Raw genomic sequence first — 25,757 nt, 5'->3', positions numbered from 1 at the left:
AACGCCGGTCACCGGCCGCCACGGAGGTGGTCGTACGGCGGGAGGGGTGACCGGTGTCCGTACTGCGCACAAAACCGATCAAAGACGTGATAGCTCAAGGTGAGGCGGACGGCACCGACGGCCAACTGGGGTTGAAGAGACGGCTCGGCGCGATCGACCTCACCGGCTTCGGTATCGGCATCGTGATCGGCACCGGCATCTTCACGCTCACCGGGATCGAGGCGCGGGACAGCGCCGGGCCGGGCGTCGTGATCTCCTTCGCCATCGCCGGCGTGGTGGCCCTGCTCGCCGCCCTCTGCTACGCCGAGCTGGCCTCCAGCGTGCCGACCGCCGGCAGCGCCTACACCTACGCGTACGCCACGATGGGCGAGATCGTCGCCTGGATCATCGGCTGGGACCTGCTGCTGGAGTTCGCGCTCGGCGCCGCCGTGGTGGCCCGAGGCTGGTCCGGCTACCTCGCCGAACTACTCGACCTGCCGACAAGATGGTTCGGCGAGGAGGGCAGCACGGTCAACGTGGGCGCCATCGCCATCGTCCTGATCCTCGGCATCATCGCGATCGTCGGCATCCGGGAATCCGCCCGGATCACCAACCTGCTGGTACTGGTCAAGGTGGCCATCTGCGTCTTCGTGGTGGTCGCCGGGCTGTTCTTCGTCAAGGCCGCCAACCTCACCCCGTTCATCCCGCCGGCCGAGCCCGCCGGCAGCGGCGACGACGGCATCAAGCAACCGGTCACGCAGGCGCTGTTCGGGCTGGAGCCGTCGGTCTTCGGCTTCGTCGGCGTGCTCAGCGCCGCCGCCGTGGTCTTCTTCGCGTACACCGGCTTCGAGGCCGTGGCCAACCTGGGCGAGGAGACGAAGAAGCCCAAGCGGGACCTCACCCTGGGTCTGCTCGGCACGTTGCTGATCTCCACCGTGCTCTACATCGGCGTCTCGCTGGTGGTGGTCGGGATGGTGCCGTACACCGAGATCGACCGGGGTGCCCCGATCGCGTCCGCCTTCGAGTCGGTCGGCGCGGGCTGGGCCGCCGTGCTGGTCTCCATCGCCGCGGTCGCGGGTCTGACCAGCGTCATCCTGGTCGACCTGGTGGCGATGGGCCGGATCGGCTTCGCCATCGCCCGGGACGGGTTGATCCCGCCCTCGATCGCGAAGGTGCACCCGCGCTGGGGCACCCCGTACCGGATCTCGGCGATCATGACGGTGGCGGTCGCGCTGCTGGCCGGCTTCCTGCCGCTGTCCGCTCTGGCCGACCTGGTCAGCATCGGCGCGCTCTGCGCGTTCGTGCTGGTGTCGGTGGCGGTGCCGATCCTGCGCCGCAAGCGGCCGGACCTGGAGCGGCCGTTCCGGGTGCCCTTCTCGCCGGTGCTGCCGATCGTCTCGGCGCTGGCCTGCTTCTACCTGATGCTCAACCTGTCGGTGGAGACCTGGCTGCGGTTCCTGGCCTGGATGCTGCTCGGGGCGTTGATCTACTTCGGCTACGGCTACCGCCGTAACCGGCTGGCCCGACACGAGCCCGCCGTGGCCCCGGCCACCCGGGAGCCCACCGCCGACAGCTGATCCGGCGGTGCGGGAGCGCCCCATGCCGACGGTATGGTGCGCTCCTCACCCCGGGAGGCTGCGGCGTGCGACACAGGCTCAAGGACGTGGCCGAGCGGGCGGGTGTGTCCGTCAAGACCGTCTCCAATGTCGTGAACGACTGCGGGCATGTGCGACCGGACACCCGGGCCCGCGTCGAGGAGGCGATCGCCGAACTCAACTACCGGCCCAACCTCTCCGCCCGTCACCTCCGCACGGGCCGGACCGGCGTGATCGCGTTGGCCGTTCCGGAGCTGGACATCCCGTACTTCGCCGAGCTGGCCCGCCACGTGATCGCCGCCGCCGCCGAGCACGGCTGGACGGTGCTGATCGACCAGACCGGCGGTCGACGTGGGCAGCAGCGGGTGCTCGCCCCCGGCATCACCGACCACCTGATCGACGGGCTGATCCTCAGTCCGTTGGCGCTCACCGCGAAGGACCTGGCCGGCCTGGACGGCACCCCGATGGTGCTGCTGGGCGAGCGGGTCGAGCACGACCCGGCGGATCGCGTGGTGATCGACAACGTGGCAGCGGCCCGGGAGATCACCAACCATCTGATCCAGCTCGGTCGCCGCCGGATCGCGGCGATCGGCGCGCAGCGCACCGACGAGGCTGCCAGCTCCCGGCTGCGCCTGGCCGGTTACCGCGACGCGCTGAGCGCCGCCGGGCTCGACCACGACCAGGCCCTGGTGGCGTCCGCGCCGGCCTGGCACCGCACGGACGGCGCGGCCGCGATGCGCGGCCTCCTCACCGCCGGTGTACGCCCCGACGCCGTCTTCTGCTTCAACGACACGCTCGCCCTGGGTGCCCTGCGCGCCCTGCACGAGGCCGGCCTGCGCGTTCCCGAAGACGTGGCAGTGGTCGGCTTCGACGACATCGAGGACGGCCGGTTCTCCGTTCCGACCCTGAGCACGGTCGCCCCGGACAAGGAGCAGATCGCCCGCCTCGCCGTGCGACTCCTGGCCAACCGCCTGAACGACGACCGCACCGTCCCCGCCCAGCAACTCACGGCCCCGTACCGCCTGGAACTCCGCGAGTCCACCGACCCCTCCCGTTGATCATGAAGTTGTTGCCACGGATGACGCGTGTCGCCGCAACAACTTGATGGTCAATGCAGGTGGGGTGGGTGAGTGGTGGTCAGTCGAAGAAGCGGGCCAGGTGGGACTGGGTTGCCGGGTCGGCGTCCGGGGGGAGCGGGGTGAGATCGGCGAAGATCGAGGCGCCGTCGCAGCCGGCGTGCAGTGGGTACCACCGTGGGGTGCCCGGTGGCCGGAGCTGACAGATCCCCTTGAACGTCTGCACGTCCATCAGCCGGACGTGGGTCGGGTCGGCCACCGCGTTCACGTGCCCCCACCACGGGCTCATCACGTGCAGGACGCCGCCGGGGCGGAGCACCCGGTGGCACTCGTCGACGAGGGGCAGGAAATCGATCAGGTGTTCCAGGATGTGCACCGCGAAGAGGACGTCCACCGAGTTGTCGGCGAGTGGCAGCGAACCGGACAGGTCCGCGACGGCATTGACGCCGGGTGCCGGGTAGATGTCCAACCCGAGGTTGCTCGACCACTGTTTGGTCGGCCCGCAGCCGAGGTCCACCACCACCGGCGCTCGTCCGCCGATGCCCACCCGGCACCAGACGCCGTAGACACCGGCCAGTTGTCCCACCAGGTCCCGTACCAGCCGTAGCTGGGCAGGTTCGGCCACGTCGCCGGTGAGGTGGGCAACCCCACGGTCGAACCGCACCTCGATCGCCAGGTCCCGCAGCCGATCATCGTGCCGGACCTGGTCCGCCCACGCCTGCGCGAGAAAGTCGTCGATCGCCCGCAGCCGGTCGGCCGAGGGCGGAGTTTGTGCCAAAGCGACCATTCGGGCCACCTCCCGCCGCGCGATACCCGCAATCACGCCCGGTATGCCCCTCTCGTCCACCTGCTCGTGCGGCCCGGCGTCGCGACCTGCTCGTGCGGCTGGCTCGACTGACTGCTCGTGGGGGCGGCTCGACCGTCTGGGTCGTCGGACGGCTTGACCGTCTGGGGCGTGCGGTCGGCATTACCGTCTGGTCGTGCGGCTGGCGTGACCGCTTGGTGGTGCGGCAGGCTTGACCGTCTGTTCGTGCGGCAGGCTTGACCGTCTGGTCGTGCGGCCGGCTCGACCGCCAGCGGGCGTGTCGCGGCTGCGGACGGGACCGCGATGGCCGTTATGCCTGTGAGGCATAAATATGACACACAGGTATATCGCTTAACGGGGACACCGGACCAGGCTCAGGGCTCGCGTTGTTGCCCACCGAAGGCCCACGCGGCCGAGCGCCGGGCTGCCAAGCCCTGCCCCGTCCGAGCGTTGTCCTCCGAGCGGCCGCTTCCGAGCGTTGCCGTCCGAGCGGCCCCGTCCGAGCCTTGCCGTTCGAGCGCTCCCGTTCGAGCGGTGCCCGGTGGGCGTGCCTCACTGAGCGCTGGGCTGCCGGTTGCTGCTCGTCCGGTCGCTGTCCGATCGGTCGCTGCCCGTCCGGGCCTGGCCGTAGAGGGCTGCGTCAGCCGGAGAGGGTGCGGCGGCCACCGCGCATTCGCTGGCGGGGTGGCGGGTCGGCGGGCTTCGGCCGCTTGAGGTGGTAACGGTGCAGTTCGTGGTTGCCGGGTAGGGACGGGTCCTCGCTCATCGCGACCAACTCCCAGCCCTGGTCGCCGGCGCGGTTGAGGTGGGCCAGCGAGGTGTCGCCGTACGGCGTCACGTCGACCATCGAGCCGTCCGGGCCGTACCAGACGAAGACGACCTCCCAGCCGAGGTCGTTGGTCGCGGCCTGGCGGCGGCGGACCAGCAGGGCGTACTCCCACTTGAGCATGGCGTCATTCTCACCCCGCGCCGGCCCGCGGGCACGGATCAATCCTCGGCGATCCGCCCGGCGTCGACCCGCAGTCGCCGGTTCGTCTCGATGGCGGCCAGCATCCGCCGGTCGTGGGTGACCAGCAGCAGCGTTCCGGGGTAGCTGGCCAGCGCCGATTCGAGCTGCTCGATGGCGGGTAGGTCCAGGTGGTTGGTGGGTTCGTCCAGCACGAGCAGATTGACCCCACGGCCCTGGAGCAGGGCCAGCGCCGCCCGGGTCCGCTCGCCGGGCGAGAGGGTGGCCGCCGGCCGGGGCACGTGCGCCGCACGCAGCCCGAACTTGGCCAGCAGGGTCCGCGCGTCCGCCGGCGACAGATGCGGTACGGCCGCCTGGAACGCGTCGATCAGCGGCGCGTCGCCGAGGAACAGACCGCGGGCCTGGTCCACCTCGCCGACCACCACGCCCGGCCCGAGCGAGGCGGTGCCCTCGTCCAGCGGCAGCCGCCCCAGCAGCGCGGCCAGCAGGGTGGACTTGCCCGAACCGTTCGCCCCGGTCACCGCGACCCGGTCGGCCCAGTCGATCTGGAGGTCGACCGGGCCGAGGGTGAAGCCGCCCCGGCGTACGACGGCATGGCGCAGCGTGGCCACGACGGCGCCGGCGCGGGGCGCGGCGGCGATCTCCATCCGTAGCTCCCACTCCTTGCGGGGCTCCTCGACCACGTCGAGCCGTTCGATCAGCCGTTCGGTCTGCTTGGCCTTGGCGGCCTGCTTCTCGCTCGACTCGCTGCGGAACTTGCGGCCGATCTTGTCGTTGTCGGTGGCCTTACGGCGGGCGTTCTTCACGCCCTTCTCCATCCAGCCGCGCTGGGTGCGGGCCCGAGCCTCCAGCCCGGCCTTGGTGTCGGCGTACTCCTCGAAGTCCGCGCGGGCGTGCCGGCGGGCCACCTCGCGCTCCTCCAGGTAGGCCGCGTAACCACCGCCGTAGTGATTGACCTGCTGCTGCGGCAGGTCCAGCTCCAGCACCCGGGTCACCGTCCGGGTGAGGAACTCCCGGTCGTGGCTGACCAGCACCGTGCCGGCCCGCAGCCCGGTGACGAACTCCTCCAGCCGCTCCAACCCGGCCAGGTCCAGGTCGTTGGTCGGCTCGTCGAGCAGGAACACGTCGTACCGGCTGAGCAGCAGCGACGCCAGCCCGGCCCGCGCCGCCTGGCCGCCGGAGAGCCCGGTCGTCGGGTGGTCCAGGTCTACCGCGAGACCCAGGTCGGCGCTCACCTGCTCGGCGCGTTCGTCCAGGTCCGCGCCGCCGAGGGCGAGCCAGCGCTCCAGCGCGTCGCCGTACGCGTCGTCGGCGCCCGCCGCCCCGGCGGTGAGCGCCTCGGTCGCCGCGTCCAACGCCGCCTGCGCGGCGGCCACCCCGGTCCGGCGGGCCAGAAAGTCGCGTACCGTCTCGCCCGGTCGCCGCTCCGGCTCCTGCGGCAGGTGTCCGACGCTCGCGGTGGGCGGGCTGAGTCGCACGCTGCCGGCCTCGACCGGCAACAACCCGGCGAGGGTACGCAGCAACGTCGACTTGCCGGCGCCGTTCGGCCCGACCAACCCGACCACGTCGCCGGGGGCGACCACCAGGTCCAATCCGGCGAAGAGCGAGCGGTCGCCGTGCCCGGCGGCCAGGTCCTTGACGATCATCGTGGCGCTCATCAGGACGGCAGCCTATCCGGCCGCCCGCATACGACCGGCCACCAGCGGGCAGACTCAACGACGTGGTGACCACACTGGCGATCGACTGTGGCGGCGGAGGCATCAAGGCGTCCGTGCTCGACGAGGCGGGGACGATGCGGGCCCGGCCGTTGCGGGTGCCCACCCCGTACCCGTTGCCGCCTGCGTTGTTTGTCCGGACCCTGCTGGATCTGGGCGGGCGACTGCCGGCGGCGGACCGGCTCACGGTCGGCGTACCCGGGATGATCCGGCACGGAGTGGTGGTGACCACGCCGCACTACGTGACCCGCAACGGCCCCCGCACCCGGATCGACCCGGACCTGCTCGCCGAGTGGTCCGGCTGGGACGCGCGCGGCGCGCTGGCCGACGCGTTCGGGGTGCCGGCGCTGGTGCTCAACGACGCCGAGGTACACGGCGCGGGCGTGGTCGCCGGCACCGGCTGCGAGCTGGTGCTGACCCTGGGGACCGGGCTGGGCAGCGCGCTCTTCGACGGCGGGGTGCTCGCCCCGCACCTGGAGTTGTCACACGCGCCGGTGCGCTGGGGCACCACCTACGACACGTACGTCGGTGAGCCGGAACGGCGGCGGCTCGGTGACGCCTTCTGGTCCCGCCGGATCCGGCAGGTGGTGGACGGGCTCCGCCCGGTGTTCCGCTGGGACCGGCTCTACCTGGGCGGGGGTAACTCCCGACTGATCCGGCCCGAGCAACTGGCCCGGATGGGCGACGATGTGGTGGTGGTGCCGAACACCGCCGGAATTGTCGGCGGTGTCCGAGCCTGGGAGCTGTCCGCCGGGCGCCGGGACGCCCGGACCTGACCCTTCGGCGGCCGTCAGCGGCCCGTCGGCGGCCGGAAGTGACTCGATCTCGACTCCGGGAACAGTCGCCAAACGCCGGGTGTTGTGCCAGCGTCGGAACAGGTGACGGTGCGACCCGAGGAGGTGGCAGATGGATCTTCTGGCGGACTACCGGCGGGCGACCATGTTCTTCGAAACCGGTGACCCCAGCGGGGCGGCCCGACTGCTGGAGCCGATCATCGACGCCGAACCGGGCAACGCTGCGGTCCGGCAGTTGCTGGCTCGGGCGTACTTCCAGTCGGCCCAGCTCAACCGGGCCGAGGAGCACCTGCGGGAGCTGATCGAGCGGGACCCGAGCGACCACTACGCGCACCACGTGCTCGGTCGAACGCTGGAGCGGCTCAACCGACCCACCGACGCGCTGCGGCACCTGCGGATCGCCGCCGCGATGTACGCGGCCAACGACGACTACCGGACCGCGCTGGAGCGGGTGGAGACCCGCGTGGGCGGCCGGCGCTGAGCGCTCGACGTGACGTGGCAGGGGCGGTCCTCCGGGGCCGCCCCTTCGTCGTCGCCGGTCGATCTGACGGACGTGCCTAGGATGGCGGACATGGGACCTGACCGGCCGGGGGCTGCGGCATGAAGCTCAAGCTGGACCTGCACGAGATCTTCAACAAGGGCCAGGACATCGACCGCGCGTTACGCGGGATCATGGACGAGGCGGTGGCGAAGAAGGCCACCCTCGTCGAGATCATCCCTGGCAAGGGGTCCGGCCAGCTCAAGAAGCGGGTGCTGCGGTTCCTCGACCAGAAGGACGTCAAGCAGCTCTACCACCGCGTCGAGAAGGACTCGAAGAACTTCGGTCGCCTCTTCGTCCACTTCCGCTGGAAGTAGCAACGGCGCACCTCTGAACCGCGTTTTGAACTACTCACCATCAACTGAGCAACGGAGCGCGGTCAGAGGCTGGTGGCGAGGAGGCCACAGGCGAGCAGCGGAAGTACCGCGGCGAGAGAGCCCACCAGGGCCGACGAGCGAATCCGGCTGCGGGAGATGAGCACCGCCAGCGTCGCCAGACTGATCAGCAGCGCGAGGAACACCGCCGGCAGGGCCACATAGAAACCGAACATCAGCATGTCCGATCGTTCGGAGTCGCACACCTCGCCGCAGTCCGCCGGAACCGACCCGGGGAGCGTGCCGAGGAACAGGCCGAACGCCACGACGACGGCCACGTACCAGCCGGCAAGCACCAGGAACGAGGAGCGCGCGTCGATTTTGTCGGTGCGCGGCGGTGACAGAGTCATCGCCGGAGTATCCGCCGTTGTGCGGGGGAGCGTCAGCCCGCGAGGGCGTCGGCGCGGGCGCCGTGGCCGACCGGGCGTCGGGACCAGCACTGTGGGCGCTGCCGAACAGCGAGCTCCAGGGCCTGGTGGTCGGACTCGATCATTTCCCGGGCTATTCGACGCGCCGTTTCCAGGCGGTCGAGGTGCATATCAAGATCCGTCGGGCCGGCGCCTGCCATCTCGAACTCCTTGTCAGCGTTCGAACTAGTCGCATCATGCGTCACGCCGAGAATCGTCACCATTCCCCGATCGGTGGAAAGGTTCCGCCGTACGGCTCGGTGTCGCCTATCCCGGTTGTGCCGATGGTAGCGGCGTCCGCGCCACGCCGCCCGGAACTGACGGAACCCCGCCTTGCCGGAGGTTTGTACATTTCACGGTGCGCGGATCGGGGGGCGCGACATGTCCGGTGAGGGATCTTCGTTACGGGAGGACCGCCGTGCAGAATTCGAGTAGGACCGACCCCCTGTTCGTCGCCGTCGAAGCAGAGTCGATCACCCGTGCGGATGTCGCCGGGCTCATCGCGGGTCGGCTGGCCGCCGTCCGGGTGCCGGGATTGTTGTCCGCGGCCCGCTGCCAGGCGATCACCGCCGCCCTGGCGAACGCGCCGATGGATCGCTATGACGAGAGCCGGGTCTTTCCCGTCGTCGCCAAGTTCGGCCCGGCGATCAACGACCACCGGGCCGGCGGTGAACTCCGCGAGGACTACTGGGACGCCGCCCGCGCGGCCGAGAAGAGCTGGTCCACGCTGGGCCTGGCGGAATCGCCCCGGGAGCTGTGTCTGGCCGCGTTCCGCAGCGCCTGGCCGGACGTCGCGCCGGGGCGGCGGCAGGGCCGGGAGATGCACGTCGGCATCGTCCGCGAGATCAACGCGGGGCTCCAGGTGCACTTCGACGACGCGGTCCGGGAGTACGCGGGCAGGCTGCTCGACGGCGAGGCGGTGGCGCAGTTGGCGTTCAACATCTACATCCGGGTGCCGCCGTCCGGTGGCGAGACCGTGCTGTGGCGGCGGCGCTGGCAGCCGAACGACGAGGCTCTGCGGATTCCCGGCGGGTACGGCTTCCAGGAGTCGCTGGTCGCCGACGCGCAGTCGTTGACGCTACGCCCCACGCTCGGGGAGGGTTTTCTGTTTGATCCGCGGCATTACCACACGGTGCGTCCCGCGACGGATGGCCGACGGATCTCCATAGGATGTTTTGTCGGGCTCACCGACGATGGTCGACTGGCCCTCTGGTCGTAGTGAAGGGCGTTTCCCCATGGTGGACAGAAGCGACGTCGAAGCGGCTGCGGCTCTTGTCGAGGGGCGGGTCCGGGAAACCCCGGTCATCGCCGTCGACGGCGCCGATCTGGGGGTGCCCGGGCAGCTCAGCCTCAAACTGGAGCTGCATCAGCACACCGGCTCGTTCAAGCCGCGCGGCGCGTTCAACCGGATGCTTCAGGGGTCGTTGCCCTCGGCCGGGGTGATCGCCGCGTCGGGTGGCAACCACGGCCTCGCGGTGGCGTACGCGGCGCGGTCGCTGGGTGTGCCGGCGGAGGTGTTCGTGCCGGTGACCGCCTCGCCGGTCAAGGTGCAGCGGCTGGCCGGGCTGGGCGCCCAGGTGCGCCAGGTCGGTCAGCACTACGCCGAGGCGTTGGCGGCGAGCACCCAGCGGGCCGGGGAGACCGGCGCGTTGGTCGTGCACGCGTACGACCAACCGGAGGTGGTGGCCGGTCAGGGCACCGTCGGTCGGGAGTTGGAGCGGCAGGTGGACGGGCTCGACACCGTGCTGGTGGCGGTCGGTGGCGGCGGGTTGGTGTCGGGTATCGCCAGTTGGTTCGGTGGGTCGGTACGCGTCGTCGCGGTCGAGCCCGAGCAGATCCCCACCCTGCACTCGGCGCTTAAGGCCGGCCGTCCGGTCGACATCGAGGTGGGCGGCATCGCCACCGATTCGCTGGGTGCCCGGCGGATCGGCGAGATCGCCTTCGAGACCGCCCGGCGGACGGAGGTGATGTCCGTGCTGGTCCGCGACGAGGACCTGGTGCGGGCGCGCCGGCTGCTCTGGTCGGAGCTGCGGGTCGCCGCCGAGTTGGGTGGCGCCGCCGCGCTGGCCGCGCTGGTCGGCGGCGCGTACGTGCCGCAGCCGGGCGAGCGGGTGGCCGTGATCATCTGCGGTGGCAACACCGACCCGAGTGACCTGGGCCCGGTCGCGCCGCACTGACCGGTCAGTCGCCGCCGTTGCGCAGCCGGCGCAGCGCGTGCTCCACCTGGAGGGTGTCCAGGTGGGTGTCCCCGAGTAGTCGACGGCGGTCGGCCAGCAACTGCTCGTACACCTCGATCGCCGCGTCGACCTGCTCCTCGAGCAGCAGCACCAGGCCGAGGGTGAACCGGATGGCGAGCACCTCGCTGCGGTCGGCGTGCCGGGGTTCCACGGTGGCCAGGGTGGCCCGCAGTTCGGCCTCCGCCTCGGCGTACCGGCCCTGCGCCTGCATGCAACGGGCCAGCGTGTGCCGGGCCTGCCAGGTCTCCGGCTGGTTGAGCGGCCACAGCCGGTAGCGGACCTCCAGGATGGCGTGCAGCATCTCCTCGGCCTCGGGCGCCCGCTGCTGGGCGAGCACCGCCAGCGCCAGGCTGTGCCGCACGATCATGGTGTCCCAGTGTTCGGGGCCGCGGACCTGGTCCTCGGCGGCGACGATCTGCCGCAGCTCCAGCTCGGCCTCCGGCCACTGGCGCTGCGCCATGATCGCCTTGGTGAGCTTGTGCCGGCTGGCGAGGGTGTCGGCGTCGTCGCTGCCCAGCACCCTGGTGCGGTCGGCGATCACCTCGCGGAGCACCCGGTCGGCCATCTCCGGCTGGTTGCGCTCCAACCAGGTGCGGCCCAACTCGTGGCGCAGCGCCAACACCTGCGGCCGGTCCAGGTCGTGGTCGTACGCGGCGCAGCCCCGCACGATCGGGTCAAGGATGTCGAACGCCGAGCCGGGCAGGCCGGCCGCGATGAGGTAGCGGGCGGTGAGCCGGGTCAGCTCCAGCGCCCGGCGTACCGTCTCGGGGTCGTGCTTGTGTTTCTGCGGCACCAGATATTCCCGCACGGCCTCGACCAGGTGCGGCACCAGCACGTCCCAGTTGGGCCAGGCCGCCGAGTCGTCCGGGTTCTGCCCCTCGGTGGCGGCGAGCAGCAACTTCATCACCAGCCCGTGGTATTCGGCGATCTGCTCACGGACCTCGTCGCGGTCGCGGAACATCGCGTGCACCAGCGGGTGCAGCGACAGCACGTGCGCGAACGCCGGGTCGGTGACCTCCTCCTGGACGTCGAAGTCGACCAGGGCGAGATCGCCGATGCCTTCCAGCACCTTGACCCGTTGCCGGCCGGTGAGCCCCTTGAACAGTGGCGACTCGGCCAGGATGGCCGGCTTGAGCACCACCTCGTAGGGCACCGGGGAGATGCTCAGGCACGCCAACACGTTGAGCAGCGGCCGGCTCTGTTGGAGCTGGCGGCGGGCCAGCAGGTCGAGCGAGATGTCGTCGACCTCGCGGACGATCTCCAGGCCGAGGGACTCGTCGAGGTCGACGTCGGGGCTGTCCAGCGGCGAGCGGAATCGGCGCTGCACGGCGGATCGGTAGTCGGCGAAGGTGGTGATGGTCGAGGAGCCGCGCCAGACCGGGCTGGCGTTGACCGACCGCAGGTAGTTGCCAGCGGCGCGCAGGGCGAGGGGCAGCCCGCCCAGCTCCCGGGCCAGCTCCCGGGCGTCGGCCAGGTCGCCGGCCTGCGCGCCGGCCCGGTCGATCAGCACCTGGGCGCCGGCGTCGGCGCCGAGGGGGCGCACCTGGTGCAGCGTCGACCAGGTGCCCCAGGTGGCCCGGTTGCCGTCCCGGCTGGTCACGATGACCATGCCGTCGTCGGCCTCGGGGCGGCGCAGCCAACCGGTGCCGTCGGCGAGCACCCCGTCGGTGGGGCCCAACGTGGCGGGCTCGTCGGCACTGTCGAAGATCAGCAGCCAGGGCTGCGCGGCCTGGTTGAGGTAGCGCCACACCAGGTCGGTCGCGCTGATCATCCCGGCCCAGGCCTGGTCGACCTGGGTCTCCGAGGCGCCGAGTTGGCTGACCACCTCCCGCATGCCGGAGTTGAGCCGCCCCGCCTGCACCCACCAGACCGTCCGGCCGTCGGCCCGGGCCCGGCGGGCGATCTCCAGCGCGACGTGGCTCTTGCCGGAGCCGCCCATGCCACACAGGATGTGCACCGGGGGACGTCCCGCGGCATCTTCCCCCGGCTGCACGATCTCGTTGATCAGGTCGTCGCGCCCGTGCAGTGGGCTGTCGAGTCGCCCGAGTGGTGGATCGACGGAGACGCGACTCGGCCGGTCGTAGGCAGGCCGAGGCACGCCGGCATCCTCGGGTGGAGCGTCCGCAGTCAATGCGGTCCCCCTTCGGTGGCGAATTCCGCAATGGGCCGGCGGCGAAAGATCCTGTCCATCTGGTGGACAGTCGGAGGGATTGCCACCCGCACCATGTAGAACGCAAGGGTATCCACCACCGTACTGGGTTGCACACTCTCTGTTTAGGCCACCCGGATGGCCGGAATCGGTGCCGCAATTCCCAATTCGCCGTTGAATCGAGCCGACCGGCCGGGCGCGGCACTCGACAGGCGCATCCACGATGGACACATGAACTGGTCACCGATCCAGGACGTGGTCGACTGGGGTTCCGTACCGGACTGGTTCGGCGCGGTCGGCTCCATCGCCAGTGTGCTTTTCGTCTACCTCGGACTACGGCGGGAAATTCGCGCCCGCCGCAACGACGACCTGCGGATTCGGGCCACCCAGGCCCGGTTGGTCTCGGCGGTGGCCGAGATCCGCGGCACCTCGGTGCTGCGGGTCACCGTGGCCAACGAGAGTGACGCCCCGGTTCTTGACGTTTCGGCGCTGGCTCGGCTCGTCCCCGCCGACGACCCGGACGGCCCGCCGGTCGCGCTGGCCGCGGCGAAACAGGTCCGTCGGATACCGGGCCACGAGGTGCACGACCTCTTCGTCACCGTGGCGGCGGAGCACCGGTTGCGTGCGGCCGACACCGTCCTGGTGGACCTCACCTTCACCGATCACGACGGTAATCGCTGGCACCGAATCGGTGCCGGCCAACCCGAACCGGCGGGCTGACCGGAAGAGGCGAACCGGTGGTCCGGCGGGGCCGCAACATCCCGCCGGACCAACGTGACGTCAGATGGGATAGGTACGGGCGACCGCAAGCATCTCCGAACTGTGCGACCCGACGACGCCGACGGCCGGCGGCCGGGGACGGAAGCCGGGTAGCGCGTCCAACCCGTCGCTGGCGTCCATCGCCCGTAGCGCCACCTGCCCGGCGATCGGCCGCAGAGTCAACGTGACCTCGACGCCCTCCGTCGGCGGGGCGTGGAACACCAGCCCGAAGCCCCACCTCCCCGCTCGGGGTTCCACCGGCACCGACCGCCCCGCCACCTCGGCGCGCAGCACGGTGGCGGTCGACGTGTCCACGTGCAGGGTGGCGAGTCGAGCCGCCCGCTGCGGGATGAGTCGCAGCCGCAGCGTGCGCTCGCCGGCCGCGGTGGCGTCGGCCACCACCTCCAGCTTCGGCGCCGGCAGGTTCGCCGCCGCCGCCGGGCCGGCCCGCAGCTCACCGTCGCCCAGCCCGGGGAAGTCGTCGCCGACGTCGGTCACCCCGTCCACGTAGCCGTCCGTCCACGGCTGCGGATCGGTCTCGTGGCTGAGCCAACGGGCCTGGCCGGTGCCGGCGTCCATGGCGTACATCAGGTGGGTGGGCGCGGGATGGGCGGCGTCGAACCGGTCGACGCCCAGCCCGACCCCGGCGAGCACCACCGCCGCCACGGCGGCGGCGCCGGCCGGCAGCACCGCGAGTCGTCGGGCCCGCAACGCCCGCAGGCCGCGCTGACCGCCGGCCTGCGGGTGCAGCAGGTCGACCACCGGCAGGGCGACCAGGCCGAGCAGCACCGCGACCAGCGCGGCCACCCCGCCCATGGCCATTCCCAGCGCGGGGAAGAGCAGCACCACGGTGGGCAGCAGGATGACCACACCGACGGCCGCGGCGGCCGTCACCGCCACCACCGGCCACGGCCCGGTCTGCCGGGTACGCAGCGCCACCAGCCCGCCGAGGGCACCGGCCAGCGCCGGCAGGGTGGTGAGGTACGCCCCGCCGGGCACCGCCACGGCGAGCAGCACCCCGAACAGGGCCAGCCAGGTCAGCCCGCCGACGGCGAGCGCGGCCGGGCCGATCCGGCGGCGGGTCAGCGCGTACCAGGTGAACAGGATGGCGGTGGCGAGCGCCAGGACGGCCAGCCGGTACCAGATCGGCCGGTACGGGTCGAGCAGTTCCGCGTACCCCGGTCGGATCGTGGTGATCGCCAGCCAGAGCAGTTGCGCGGCGACCGGCGCGGCGACGATCGGCACCAGGGTCAGCGCGAAGCCGGCGACCAGCCGGCCGGTGCTGGCCCGGCCGCTGCGACGGGTCAGCCACCCCAGGGCTGCCACCGCCACCGCGGCGAGCAGGGCCAGCGGCAGGGTAAGCCAGCCCGGGTAGCGGACCAGTCCGCCGGGGACGGGGAAGTAGGTGGCGTCGTGCCCGGAGCGCAGATCGGTCAGGTCGGTGCCACCGAACTCGCGGGCCAGGCCCAGCGCGTTGTCCCCGTGCTGCTGGAGGCTGCCCCGGTCCATCGCGGCGGGAGTGTCCAACGGCGTGTGGTAGATGGCGCCGCCGTCGATGTACGCCGAGTTCAGCCCGACGAACTTCCGATCGAGGAAGGCGGTGAAGTCGGTGTCGTTGGGCAGCGCGCGGTAGATCTCCACCGCGAACGAGGTGCCCACCGGGTGCGGGGCGGCCCGGCCGAAGATGTCCACCAGCTTCGCGTTGTTCCGGGACGTCTCGAACATGATCACCGGCCCGGTGGAGCCCCGCGCCTCCAGGTTGAGCACCACGCCGCCGTCGACGGCGAGCGGGTGGCTGGCGGCGAACGCGGACGCGCCGCAGAGGCACGCCTCCTCGGCGTCGGTCAGCACGAAGACGATGTCGTTGCGGGGGCGGGGGCCGGTGGTCAGCGCACGGGCCACCTCCAGGATGGTCGACGTGCCGGCCGCGTCGTCGTTGCCGCCCGGCCCGGTCTGCACCGAGTCGTAGTGGGCGACCAGGAAGATCCGGCCCGTCGAGTCGGTGCCGGGGAGCCGGGCCACCACGTTGCGGACCCGGGCCACTGTCGCCCCGCCCGCCGCCCCGCTGAGCTGCCCGGCCTCCGGCGCCACGGTGTCCTGCACCTCGGTCTCCAGGCCCAGCCCCCGTAACCGCTGCTCGACGTGCGCGCGGACCTGCTCGTTGGCCGGGCTGCCGGCGACGTGCGGGCGGGCAGCGATCACCTGGACGTCCGCGTACGCCCGACCGGCGCTGAACGCCCCCGCCGGCGCGTCCGCCGGCCTCGGCGCCGGGGTGCGCAGGTCGAGCAGGCTGCCGGCGCCGACCGCGGCCAGCGCGACCAGCGCCGCCGCGGCGGCAACCAGCCGCCGACGCGGCCGGGTCAGCGCGCGGTCGGCCGGGGGTACGCCCGGAATCGGACGTGGCGGCGTGCCCGTCGTGGCCGGGGTGGTGGGTGCGCCCACGGGAACTCCTCGGGGATGGTGGGGCCTGGGGTGGGATCATCCTGCCGCCCTGCGGCGCCGGGCGGCACGGCCGGTCGGTCACCGATCGGCAAGGATGTCCGTCCGTGGGCAGTGACGCTGCCCATCCCCGCCCGCGCCGCACGCATCGTGTTGTGTGCGACCGTTGTCTAATACAGGATCAGCAGGGCACTCGGAAGGAGCCCGACATCACCAGCGAACTCCCGCGTCTCGCGGCGGTGACCCGGCCGCACCGGGGGGCCGGCTCGGCCGGTTCCCCAGTTGTGCCGTACCCGCACGGCGGGCTGGCGCGGCATGCCAACCTGCCGCCGGGTGAGCGGTTGCGGGTGCTGCTGGTGGAGGACGACGAGGGCGACGCCTTCCTGGTCGGTGAGCTGCTCGCCGAGACGAACTCGATGATCGACCTGCTGGTGGCCACCAGCCTGCGGGACGCGCGGCAGCGGATCGCTGACGTCGACTGCGTCCTGCTCGACCTGGGCCTGCCGGACGCGCAGGGGCTGGACGGGCTGCGCCAGGTGCTGGAGATGTCCAGCGGCGCGGCGGTCTGCGTGCTCACCGGTCGCACGGACGAGCACCTGGGCGTCGTGGCGGTCGCCGAGGGTGCCCAGGACTACCTGGTCAAGGGCCAGGTCGACGGGGTGTTGCTGACCCGGGCGCTGCGCTACGCCGTGGAGCGTAAGCGCGCCGACGAGAACGCCCGCCGGTTGCGCGAGGTCGAGCTGCGCCAGGCCGAGTCGGCCCGCCTCGAACGCGGCCTGCTGCCCCAACCGCTGATGACGACCGACCAGGTGGCGGTGCACACCTTCTACCGCCCCGGCCGGCACGCCGCGTTGATCGGCGGGGACTTCTTCGACGTGGTGCAGACCCGCCCGGACCGCCTGGACCTGATCGTCGGCGACGTCTGTGGGCACGGGGTGGACGAGGCCGCGCTCGGCGTGGAGCTCCGGGTCGCCTGGCGAGCCCTGGTGCTCGCGAAGGTGCCGGACGACGAGGTGCTGCCCGCGCTGGAGCAGGTGCTGATGAGTGAGCGCCGCCTCCAGGAGATCTTCGCGACGGTCGCCACCACCCGACTGGACCTGGACGCCAACCGGGCCACCGTCCGACTGGCCGGGCACCCACCACCGCTGCTGCTCTCCGGCGGCCGGGTCGCCCCGGTGCCCGCGCCCGGCGGCCTGCTGCTGGGCGTACGTCCTCGCCGGCCAATCGCCTACGACCTGGAGTTCGACACCGATGACTGGTCCCTGCTGATGTACACCGACGGCCTGATCGAGGGGCGGGTGGGCGTCGGCAACGAACGGCTCGACGTGCCGGGCCTCAGTGGGTTGCTTGACGAACCGGACAACCGTTCGGTGTCGTTGCCCGAGCTGCCGGCCTGGCTGGTCGGCCGGGCCGAGCGGCTCAACGGCGGCGCGCTCGCCGACGACGTGGCCATGCTGCTGGTCAGCCGCGGTGGTGGCCGGTGAGGCCGGTCGTCGGCGGCTGGAGCCTGCGCCGCCGGGTGATCACCCTGCTCACCGTCGTGGGCGTGTTGCTGATCGGCCTGGCCACCGCGGAGGCGGCGATGGCCGCCCGCAACCGCACCCAGATCGACGCGGTGCTGAACGAGACCGGCCCGCTTCGGGTGCAGTCGCAGGAGCTGCTCAACGCGTTGCTCGACCAGGAGACGGCGATCCGTGGGTACGCGGTAAGCGGTGACCCGGCCGACCTGAACCCCTACCGGGAGGGATTGCAGCAGGAGGAGAGCGTCGTCACCGCGATGCGGGCGCTGCTCGACAACTATCCGCAGGTCGGTCAGGAGCTGAAGCTCGTCGAGGAGCGCACGGCGCAGTGGCGGCAGTCGGTGGCGGTGCCGGTGATCGCCACCACCGAGCAGAGCGGCACCAACGCCGGTCAGGCGTTGGTCACCGAACAGGCCCGGCAGCAGTTCGACCAGGTGCGGTCGGCGGTGAACGACCTCCAGCAGGAGATCCTGGCCGCCCGGGAGCAGTCCGCCGCCAACGTGCGCAACAGCAGCAACGTGCTGGTCGTTCTGCTGATCATCGCCGCGCTGGTGGTGGTCGTCGCCGGGGCGCTGCTGCTGCTCTCCCTGGACCGGATGGTCGTCCGGCCCCTGATCGGGCTCGCCGACCAGGTCCGCGAGGTCGCCGAGGGTGACTACCAGCACCGCATCGCCACCACCGGCCCACCGGAGTTCCTCCGGCTCGGTGAGGACGTGGACGCGATGCGGCAGAAGATCGCCGCCGACCTGGCCGAGGTCCGGGCCGCCCGCGAGCGCATCGAGTGGGTCAACAGCCAACTCCAGAAGCAGGCCGAGGAGCTGACCCGGTCCAACCGTGACCTGGAGCAGTTCGCGTACGTGGCCTCGCACGATCTGCAGGAGCCGCTGCGCAAGGTCGCCAGCTTCTGCCAGTTGCTCCAGCGCCGGTACGCCGGGCAGCTCGACGAGCGGGCCGACCAGTACATCGCCTTCGCGGTCGACGGCGCGCAACGGATGCAGCGCCTGATCAACGACCTGCTCGCGTTCTCCCGGATCGGGCGGCTCACCACCGGCTTCGTCGAGGTCGACCTGAACAAGGTGATGGGTGACGTGGCCGGCCAGACCGAGGCCGCCCGGCAGTACGCGGACGCCGAGTTGACCTGGACCGAGCTGCCGGTGATCTCGGGTGAGGAACCGCTGCTCACCAATCTGCTGGCCAACCTGGTCAGCAACTCGATCAAGTTCCGTCGCCCGGACGTGCCGGCGAAGGTGCATGTCTCGGCCCGCCTGGTGGGCGCCGAGTGGGAGATCACCTGCCAGGACAACGGCATCGGGATCGAGCCGGAGTTCGCCGACAAGATCTTCGTGATCTTCCAGCGGCTGCACTCGAAGGACGCGTACCCGGGCACCGGCATCGGGTTGGCGATCGTCAAGAAGATCGTCGAATATCACGGGGGCCGGGTCTGGGTGGACACCGACGTGCCGGAGGGCACCGCCATCCGGTTCACCCTGCCGGCGCTGCCCGGCGACGTCGAGGCGGCTGCCGCTGCCGACCCGTCGGAGCAGTCGGAGGCCACGAGCGCGGGGGACACCACGTCCTCGAACGGGACGCTGACGGAGCAGGCTGACGGACCGGACCAGCCGGACCGGGCCGACGAGACGCCGGAAAGCGGTAGAACGGGTGACATGAGGGAGACGGTGGGATGACCGCGCCTGCGGATGGCAAGAGCCCGATCGAGGTCCTGCTCGTGGAGGACGACCCGGGCGACGTGCTGATGACCCAGGAGGCGTTCGAGGAGCACAAGCTGCGCAACCGGCTGACCGTCGTCTCCGACGGCGCCGAGGCGCTCGCCTACCTGCGACGGGAGGGCCAGTACGCCGACGCGGTGGCGCCCGACCTGATCCTGCTCGACCTCAACCTGCCCCGCCGCGACGGCCGGGAGGTGCTCGAAGAAATCAAGAAGGACCAGGACCTGCGCCGGATTCCGGTGGTGGTGCTCACCACCTCGCAGGCCGACGAGGACATTCTGCGCAGCTACCAACTGCACGCCAACGCCTACGTGACCAAGCCGGTGGACTTCGAGCGCTTCATCTCGGTGGTCCGTCAGATCGACGAGTTCTTCGTCAGCGTGGTCAAGCTGCCGCCGCGTGGCTGACACCCTGCTGGACGACGTCGGCGACCTGCTCTGGGAGGCCGCTGAACAGGTCGTGCTGCCACTCTTCCGCAAGCTCGACGACGATGACGTGTCGGAGAAGGCGCCCGGCGAGGTGGTCACCGTCGCCGACCGCCGGGCCGAGGAGCTGATCTCGGCGGGTTTGCGCCGGCTGCGGCCGGGCTCGATGGTGGTCGGCGAGGAGGGTGTCGCCGACGAGCCGGGGTTGCTCCGACACCTGCGCGGCGGCGGCGACGTCTGGCTGGTCGACCCGGTCGACGGCACCGCCAACTTCGCCGCGGGTCGCCGACCGTTCGCCCTGATGGTGTCGCTGCTGAGCGAGGGGCGACCGACCGCCGGCTGGATCCTCGACCCGCTCGCCGACACTCTCGCCGTCGGCTCCGCCGACGAGGGCACCCTGCTCAACGGCCGGCCGGTGGACCGCACCGGCGCGGTGCCGCCGCTGGGCGAGCTGCGCGGCGCGGCGATGACCAAGTTCCTGCCACCGGAGACCCGCGACCGGGTCCGCGCCGGCGGTCGGCGCCTCGGTGAGCTGCTCCCCGGCCAGCACTGCGCCGGTCGGGAATACCTGGACATCCTCACCGGCGAGCAGCAGTTCGTCCTCTTCTGGCGCACCCTGCCGTGGGACCACGCCCCGGGCACCCTGCTGGTCCGTGCCGCCGGGGGCGTCGCCCGGCGATTCGACGGCGACGACTACCACCCTGCCGACGACGGCCGGGGGCTGCTCGTCGCGGCCAACGAGCAGGTCTGGGCCGAGGTGCGCGACGCCCTCCTCAGCGCCTGATCCACGCGCTGCGCGACCAGCTGGGGACGCTGCGTCGACATCGAGACAGCCCGAGGCTCAGGGGGCTGGTCACCGGCCCACAGTCCGGTATCGTGACCGGCGGTCTCCGCCAGCAGGCCGCCGACCGGCGCCGGTGAAGACGCCGCCGCGTAGTGGTCAACCGGGGCCGGCGGTCGACGGAAGGACGCTTTCGTGCCCAGGACCAGGCTCAGCCCGCGGCTCGGTCGCCGCGCTCTGTTCGCCCTGCTCGCCGCCGTCGCGCTGGTGCTCGGCGGTGCCGCCGTGCCCGCGTACGCGGAGCCGGGCGAGGGTGGCAGCAAGAAGCTGCAGGACGCGTTGGAGCTGACCGCCAAGGGCCACATCGAGGCCAAGGCCAAACTGGACAACTCCAAGCGTCGCCAGACGGCGCTGACCGGCGAGCTGACGTCGCTGGAGGGCCGGCTGGTCGGGCTCACCGCCCAGGTCGGTGAGGTGGCCGCGCAGTCGTACCGTTTCGGTCGGTTGAGCGCGGCGTCGATGCTGCTCAACGCCGCCACGCCGGAGGCGTTCCTGCAACGCGCGGGCGACCTGGACCTGATGGCCCAGCGGGACAGCAAGCGGCTGCGTGATCTCACCGAGGCGCGGCAGCAGGCGCAGCAGGCCAAGGTCGCCATCGACGCCGAGGTCCGCGAGCAGCAGAAGCAGCTCGCCGTGATGGCGAAGAAGAAGAAGGAAGCCGAGGAGGCGCTGGCCGAGGTCAGCTCGGGCGGCAGCAACGGTTTCAGCGGCGGCAGTTCCGCGTCGGCGAAGCCCGCGCCGCGCAACTCCGACGGGTCGTGGCCGTCGGAATCCTGCTCGGTGAAGGACCCGACCACCTCCGGATGCATCACTCCGCGCACGCTCAACGCGCTCAAGCAGACCCAGGCGGCCGGCTACAAGCGGCACGTCTCCTGCAAGCGCAGCGGCGGTGGCGGCGAGCACCCGAAGGGGCGGGCCTGCGACTTCTCGGCCGCCACCAACGGCTTCGAGGACAAGAACGCGACCGGCGGCGACAAGGCGTACGGGGACAGCCTGGCTGCCTGGCACGTGCGCAACGCCGACCGGCTGGGTGTGCTCTACGTGATCTGGTACAGGCAGATCTGGCATCCCGGCACGGGGTGGCGTTCGTACAGCGGGAGCGGCAGTCCCGCCGCGTCCCACACGAACCATGTTCATCTCTCGATGTACTGACCCGAAGCACCAGCTTCGCTGCGTACCATCGCGACGATGAGTTCCCCACCGTCCGACGTAGCGGCCCCGCACGCCTCCCCGGCCCCGCCCGTGCCGGTCACCGGCCGGGCGCTGCCCAACGGCCTGGCCGCCTTCCTGGTCTTCTTCTCCAGCGGCGCCGTGCTGGTGCTGGAGACCGTCGCGCTGCGCCTGGTCGGCCCGTACGTCGGGGTGACCCTCCAGGTGACCAGCTCGGTGATCGGCATCGCGCTGGCCGCGATCGCCTACGGGGCGTGGACCGGCGGCTGGCTGGCCGACCGCCGCAACCCGCGCGGCCTGCTGGCGCCGGCGCTGGTGCTGGCCGGCATCGCCACCGCGGTCACCCTGCCCGTCGTCCGATACGCCGGTGAGGTGCTGCGCGGCGGTGCGGCCAGCGGCATCCTGCTCCTGGTCGCGCTGGCCGTGTTCGTGCCGGCCGCGCTGTTGGCGGCCGTCACCCCGTTGGTCGTGAAGCTCCAACTCGCCGACCTGCGCCGCACCGGCCAGGTGGTCGGCCGACTCTCCGGGATCGGCACCCTGGGCGGCATCACCGCCACCCTGCTCACCGGGTTCGTGCTGGTCGCCGCCCTGCGCAGCACCGTCATCCTGCTGACGCTGGCGGTCGCGCTCGGGCTCGTCGGCATCGGCCTCGGCTGGTACCTGCGCCGGCAGGAGCCCACCGAGCTGCCCGGTCCGGCCCGGACCCGCGCCGCGTTGGCCGTACTCGGCCTCGTCGGGGCGGGCCTGAGCACGGTGGCACCGAACCCGTGCGACATCGAGACGGCATACCACTGCGCCCGGGTCACCACGGACCCGTCCCGCGCCACCGGGCGGACGCTACTGCTCAACTCCGCCCAACACTCGTACGTGGACCTCGCCGACCCGAAGCACCTGGAGTACGCGTACACGAAGTGGATCGGCGCGGTCGCCGACGTGGCCGCGCCGGCCGGTCAGCGCCTGGACGCGCTGCACCTGGGCGGCGGTGGGTTCACCATGCCGCGCTACCTGACCGCCACCCGAGCGGGCACCGACAACCTGGTGTTCGAGATCGACGGCGGGCTGGTCGAGCTGGGCGAGCGCGAGTTGGGCGTACGCCCGGGGCCGGAGCTGCGGGCGGTGGTGGGTGACGCCCGGATGCTGGTCGCCGGCGAGCCGACGGACAGCCGCGACCTGGTGGTCGGCGACGCGTTCGGTCACCTGGTGGTGCCGTGGCACCTGGCCACCCGCGAGATGGCCGCCGACATCCGACGGGTGACCCGCCCCGGCGGGGTGTACGTGCAGAACGTCATCGACTATCCGCCGCTGCGGTTCATCCGCGCCGAGCTGGCCACGGTGGCCGCCGAGTTCGGGCACGTCGCGTTGATCGCGCCGCCGGAGGCGCTCGCCGAGGAACAGGGCGCCAACTTCCTCATCGTCGGCTCGGACGCGCCGCTGCCGCTGGACGCCGTCCGCGCCCGGCTGAGCGAGGTGGATCCGAAGGTCAGTCTGCTCTCCGGTGCGGCGCTGACGGACTTCGTCGGTGGGGCGATGGTGTTGACCGACGACTACGCCCCGGTGGACCAACTGCTGGCCACCGCCTGAACGGGTGACAGTCCTGACCGATTCCGATCCTCCAGGTGTAGGTCGGTTGTTCCTGGGCAACAACGGTCACCATGGGTGGTGGGGACCGAAACGGCGCGCAGCTGCTCGATGAGCGGTACCGGCTGATCGAGCAGCTCGGCGCCGGCGGTATGTCGGTGGTCTGGCGCGGATACGACGAGGTGCTCGGCCGTCAGGTCGCGGTGAAGGTGCTGGCCTCCCGGCTGGCCAGCGACCGGGCGTTCCGTCACCGGATCCGGATCGAGGCGCAGGCCGCCGCGCGGCTCTGCCATCCCAACATCACCAACGTGTACGACTACGGCGAGTCGGAGCAGGTCGGCCTGACCGTGCCGTACGTGGTGATGGAGCTGGTCGACGGCGCCTCGCTGGCCAGCCGGCTGGGTCGGGAGTGCCAGCTGCCGTGGCGCGAGGCGGTGACGATCGGCGCGGAGGTCAGCTCGGCGCTCGCCACCGCACACGCACGCGGTGTGGTGCACCGCGACGTCACCCCGGGCAACGTCATGCTCACCTCCACCGGTGTCAAGGTGGTCGACTTCGGCATCTCCGCGCTCGTCGGGGAGAGCGAGAAGGGCCCGGACGGCGCGCTGTTGGGCACTCCCGCGTACCTCGCCCCGGAACGCCTGGACAACGGTCAGGTCTCCCCGGCCACCGACGTGTACGCCGTCGGCCTGCTGCTCTACCGGATGCTCACCGGCCGGCTGCCGTGGCGGGCCAGCACGACCACCCAGATGCTGCGCGCGCACATGTACACCGACCCGGAGCCGATGCCCACCGTCGCGGGGCTGCCCGACGGGGTGGCCGAGCTGGTCGGGCGCTGCCTGGCCAAGCGGCCGGCCGACCGACCGGCCACCGCCGAGCTGACCCGTACGCTCGCCGAGGCGGCCGGCATGCTCGCGGCGGTGCCGGTCTCCCCGGCCGGGGGGCCTCTGGACGCGGCCATGCTCGGCAGTGCGCGTACCACGATCCTGCCCTGGTCGGCGGCGACCGACGCGTTGCCGTTGTCACGCACCCGGGACCGGAACCGTCGGACCCGGCAGCGGGTGACCCGGCGTCGGCGGGTGGAGGCCGGAGTGGCCGCCGTCGGGCTGATCGCGGTCACCGGGGCGATGTGGGGGTTCACCTCGCGCAGCCCGGCCAGCGGCGGGGACCGGCCGACGACGGAGGCCCGGATGGGGCTGCCGGAGGCGGCGCCCTGCGAGGTCGCGTACGCCCTGCGCACCGACTCCGGCCGGGAGTTCGCCGCCGAGCTGACCCTGACCAACACCGGTGGTCGTGAGCTGCGGGACTGGACGATGAGCTTCACCTTCCCCGGCCAGCAGACGGTGACGAAGGCGGAGCCCGCACCGGTGCAGCAGCAGGGGAGCACGGTGCTGGTCCGTCCGGCGGCGCACCGCAGCACGCTGGCGCCCGGCGCGGCCGAGAAGCTGACCCTGACGGGCAGGTACAGCGGGGCGAACCCGCTGCCGGTCGAGTTCCGCCTCGGCGAGGCGACCTGCGGTGTCCGGGTGTCCGGGGTCGCCGGCAGTGCGCCGTCGACGGCCGCGCCGAGCAAGGCCGCCACGACGAAGGCCCCGCCCAAGGCCGCGACGGTGCGCGGCGGCACCGGTGCGGGCGGCGGCGCTTCGAAGGCCAAGCCCCCGAAGCCGGCCAAGGCGCCCGCGAAGCCGAAGGCCGCGGAGCCGGGTGGTGGTCCGGGAAAAGCGAAAAGGTGACCAAGGGGCGGGATGGTCACCGGAAGGCACATTGAGCCCGCCCCGGGGCGACAGCGCGTCAGGGCCGTCAGACCAACTGGTCCGACGGCCCTGAGCGGTTCGCCGTTGGTCAGGCTCGGTCGACGGCGGTGGTGCCGGGATCTCAGAGGCTGCGGGCAACGATGTCGCCGTACGCGGTGGTGGCGTGGATGGTCAGGTCGGCGACGCCGTCGGTGTTCCTGAGCGCGTTCTGGATCCGTCCGTAGGTGGTGCCGGCGTCCAGCGAGGCCGAGACGCCCCGGGCGGCGCCGATCGACACCTCGCCGGCGTCGGTGCGCAGGACGACGGTGCCACGGACCGCCTCGGTGATGCGGATGTCGCCCTTCCGGGTGGTGATCTCCGCGGGGCCGTTGAGGCGGCCGATCGAGACGTCGCCCGCGCTGGTGGTGAGGCGGACGGTGGCGGCTTCGTCGAGCTTGATGTGCCCCTGCGCGCCGTCGAAGGTGACGTCGCCGAACCGTCCGACGGCCCGCAGCTCGGCGCTGGCGGCCTTGGCTCGGATCCGGGAACCGGCCGGCAGTTGCACGGTCACGTCGATGGATCCGGAGTTTCCGAAGAGCTGGTTCTTCGCCGAGGTCTCGATCCGCAGGGCGCCGTCGCGGTACTCGACAGTGGTCTGCTCCGCGACCTTCACGTCGCGGCCGTTGCTGGCGTCGGCGGGGAGGATCTCGACCACGGTGTCGGCGCGTTCGGCGGCGATGAATCGGACCCGGCCGGCGGGGATGTCGAGGGTGGCGGCGATCGGGGTGGGGGTGTCGAACTGCTGCATCACGCGCTCCTTGGACCAGTTGTTTCTGACATCGGAAACGCTACGTTGCTTTCCGCTGTTCTTCAACAACAATGTTGCGAATGTTGAGTGTTGTACCAGGTAAACGACGATAAATCATTGC

The 25,757-nt window shown here is 71.7% G+C and carries 23 protein-coding genes; 15 read left to right on the top strand and 8 right to left on the bottom strand.

The features are described 5' to 3' along the window. Positions 1-53 precede the first annotated feature (53 nt). Positions 54-1,556: an amino acid permease gene (locus AB0J33_RS09680; RefSeq protein WP_363611729.1), complete on the top strand. Its 1,503-nt coding sequence runs from the start codon at positions 54-56 to the stop codon at positions 1,554-1,556. A gap of 65 nt (positions 1,557-1,621) precedes the next feature. Continuing rightward, positions 1,622-2,632: a LacI family DNA-binding transcriptional regulator gene (locus tag AB0J33_RS09675; protein WP_363611727.1), complete on the top strand. Its 1,011-nt coding sequence runs from the start codon at positions 1,622-1,624 to the stop codon at positions 2,630-2,632. A gap of 79 nt (positions 2,633-2,711) precedes the next feature. On the opposite strand, the gene AB0J33_RS09670 is transcribed toward AB0J33_RS09675, so the two are convergent. The 3 genes from AB0J33_RS09670 to AB0J33_RS09660 form a co-directional block, all read right to left on the bottom strand. Beyond that, on the bottom strand, positions 2,712-3,437 hold the full coding sequence (locus AB0J33_RS09670) for a methyltransferase domain-containing protein (protein WP_363611725.1): 726 nt from the start codon (positions 3,435-3,437) through the stop codon (positions 2,712-2,714). Between the two features lie 658 nt (positions 3,438-4,095). Continuing rightward, positions 4,096-4,404 carry a hypothetical protein gene (locus tag AB0J33_RS09665; protein WP_124822832.1) on the bottom strand — a complete coding sequence of 103 codons (309 nt, stop codon included), beginning with the start codon at positions 4,402-4,404 and terminating at the stop codon, positions 4,096-4,098. Positions 4,405-4,442: 38 nt separating this feature from the next. Beyond that, on the bottom strand, positions 4,443-6,080 hold the full coding sequence (locus AB0J33_RS09660) for an ABC-F family ATP-binding cassette domain-containing protein (protein ID WP_363611723.1): 1,638 nt from the start codon (positions 6,078-6,080) through the stop codon (positions 4,443-4,445). 62 nt (positions 6,081-6,142) lie between these two features. Between AB0J33_RS09660 and AB0J33_RS09655 the strand changes: the two genes are divergently transcribed. The 3 genes from AB0J33_RS09655 (at position 6,143) to AB0J33_RS09645 (ending at position 7,786) form a co-directional block, all read left to right on the top strand. Further along, complete coding sequence (locus tag AB0J33_RS09655; protein WP_363611721.1) at positions 6,143-6,913, top strand: ROK family protein; 771 nt, start codon at positions 6,143-6,145, stop codon at positions 6,911-6,913. 130 nt (positions 6,914-7,043) lie between these two features. Further along, positions 7,044-7,412, top strand: a complete 369-nt coding sequence (locus AB0J33_RS09650; protein WP_363611719.1) for a tetratricopeptide repeat protein — start codon at positions 7,044-7,046, stop codon at positions 7,410-7,412. 119 nt (positions 7,413-7,531) lie between these two features. After that, the gene (locus tag AB0J33_RS09645) at positions 7,532-7,786 is read left to right on the top strand and encodes a Smr/MutS family protein (RefSeq protein WP_007465523.1); all 255 of its coding nucleotides are present in this window, start codon (positions 7,532-7,534) and stop codon (positions 7,784-7,786) included. Positions 7,787-7,848: 62 nt separating this feature from the next. Here the strand turns inward: AB0J33_RS09645 and AB0J33_RS09640 are convergent, their stop codons facing one another. Further along, positions 7,849-8,193, bottom strand: coding sequence for a hypothetical protein (locus AB0J33_RS09640; protein WP_363611717.1), 345 nt, complete (start codon positions 8,191-8,193; stop codon positions 7,849-7,851). 32 nt (positions 8,194-8,225) lie between these two features. After that, the gene (locus AB0J33_RS09635) at positions 8,226-8,474 is read right to left on the bottom strand and encodes a hypothetical protein (RefSeq protein WP_363611715.1); all 249 of its coding nucleotides are present in this window, start codon (positions 8,472-8,474) and stop codon (positions 8,226-8,228) included. A gap of 194 nt (positions 8,475-8,668) precedes the next feature. Here AB0J33_RS09635 and AB0J33_RS09630 point away from each other — a divergent pair, with 194 nt between their 5' ends. Further along, the gene (locus AB0J33_RS09630) at positions 8,669-9,469 is read left to right on the top strand and encodes a proline hydroxylase (protein ID WP_363611713.1); all 801 of its coding nucleotides are present in this window, start codon (positions 8,669-8,671) and stop codon (positions 9,467-9,469) included. Between the two features lie 16 nt (positions 9,470-9,485). Next, positions 9,486-10,427: a threonine/serine dehydratase gene (locus tag AB0J33_RS09625; RefSeq protein ID WP_363611711.1), complete on the top strand. Its 942-nt coding sequence runs from the start codon at positions 9,486-9,488 to the stop codon at positions 10,425-10,427. A 4-nt stretch (positions 10,428-10,431) separates the two neighbouring features. Here the strand turns inward: AB0J33_RS09625 and AB0J33_RS09620 are convergent, their stop codons facing one another. Further along, positions 10,432-12,585: a tetratricopeptide repeat protein gene (locus AB0J33_RS09620; RefSeq protein WP_363611709.1), complete on the bottom strand. Its 2,154-nt coding sequence runs from the start codon at positions 12,583-12,585 to the stop codon at positions 10,432-10,434. A 282-nt stretch (positions 12,586-12,867) separates the two neighbouring features. Here AB0J33_RS09620 and AB0J33_RS09615 point away from each other — a divergent pair, with 282 nt between their 5' ends. Next, a complete protein-coding gene (locus AB0J33_RS09615) occupies positions 12,868-13,356 on the top strand; it encodes a hypothetical protein (RefSeq protein WP_363611707.1) in 489 nt (162 codons plus the stop codon). A gap of 60 nt (positions 13,357-13,416) precedes the next feature. On the opposite strand, the gene AB0J33_RS09610 is transcribed toward AB0J33_RS09615, so the two are convergent. Continuing rightward, positions 13,417-15,789 (bottom strand): M28 family peptidase, encoded by a 2,373-nt coding sequence (locus tag AB0J33_RS09610; protein ID WP_363612362.1) that lies wholly within the window; start codon positions 15,787-15,789, stop codon positions 13,417-13,419. 329 nt (positions 15,790-16,118) lie between these two features. Between AB0J33_RS09610 and AB0J33_RS09605 the strand changes: the two genes are divergently transcribed. From AB0J33_RS09605 to AB0J33_RS09575, 7 genes are all read left to right on the top strand, one after another. After that, the gene (locus AB0J33_RS09605; protein WP_363611705.1) at positions 16,119-17,318 is read left to right on the top strand and encodes a fused response regulator/phosphatase; all 1,200 of its coding nucleotides are present in this window, start codon (positions 16,119-16,121) and stop codon (positions 17,316-17,318) included. Beyond that, on the top strand, positions 17,315-19,039 hold the full coding sequence (locus AB0J33_RS09600) for an ATP-binding protein (protein WP_363611703.1): 1,725 nt from the start codon (positions 17,315-17,317) through the stop codon (positions 19,037-19,039). The genes AB0J33_RS09605 and AB0J33_RS09600 overlap by 4 nt, the downstream gene beginning before the upstream one ends. After that, positions 19,036-19,488 (top strand): response regulator, encoded by a 453-nt coding sequence (locus tag AB0J33_RS09595; RefSeq protein WP_030491688.1) that lies wholly within the window; start codon positions 19,036-19,038, stop codon positions 19,486-19,488. The genes AB0J33_RS09600 and AB0J33_RS09595 overlap by 4 nt, the downstream gene beginning before the upstream one ends. Continuing rightward, positions 19,481-20,290 carry an inositol monophosphatase gene (locus AB0J33_RS09590; protein ID WP_363611701.1) on the top strand — a complete coding sequence of 270 codons (810 nt, stop codon included), beginning with the start codon at positions 19,481-19,483 and terminating at the stop codon, positions 20,288-20,290. Before AB0J33_RS09595 ends, AB0J33_RS09590 begins: the two co-directional genes overlap by 8 nt. Positions 20,291-20,482: 192 nt before the next feature. Continuing rightward, positions 20,483-21,499 carry a hypothetical protein gene (locus AB0J33_RS09585; protein WP_363611699.1) on the top strand — a complete coding sequence of 339 codons (1,017 nt, stop codon included), beginning with the start codon at positions 20,483-20,485 and terminating at the stop codon, positions 21,497-21,499. A gap of 36 nt (positions 21,500-21,535) precedes the next feature. Then, on the top strand, positions 21,536-23,098 hold the full coding sequence (locus AB0J33_RS09580; RefSeq protein ID WP_363611697.1) for a fused MFS/spermidine synthase: 1,563 nt from the start codon (positions 21,536-21,538) through the stop codon (positions 23,096-23,098). A 71-nt stretch (positions 23,099-23,169) separates the two neighbouring features. Then, the gene (locus AB0J33_RS09575) at positions 23,170-24,828 is read left to right on the top strand and encodes a serine/threonine-protein kinase (RefSeq protein WP_363611695.1); all 1,659 of its coding nucleotides are present in this window, start codon (positions 23,170-23,172) and stop codon (positions 24,826-24,828) included. A 142-nt stretch (positions 24,829-24,970) separates the two neighbouring features. Here AB0J33_RS09575 and AB0J33_RS09570 read toward each other — a convergent pair whose 3' ends face one another. Beyond that, the gene (locus AB0J33_RS09570; RefSeq protein ID WP_363611693.1) at positions 24,971-25,636 is read right to left on the bottom strand and encodes a DUF4097 family beta strand repeat-containing protein; all 666 of its coding nucleotides are present in this window, start codon (positions 25,634-25,636) and stop codon (positions 24,971-24,973) included. Positions 25,637-25,757 lie beyond the last annotated feature (121 nt).

It is taken from the genome of Micromonospora sp. NPDC049645, assembly GCF_040675155.1.
Lineage (GTDB): Bacteria > Actinomycetota > Actinomycetes > Mycobacteriales > Micromonosporaceae > Micromonospora.
The sequence above is the reverse complement of the archived record's forward strand: the minus strand, read 5'-3'. Positions and strand labels throughout refer to the sequence as shown.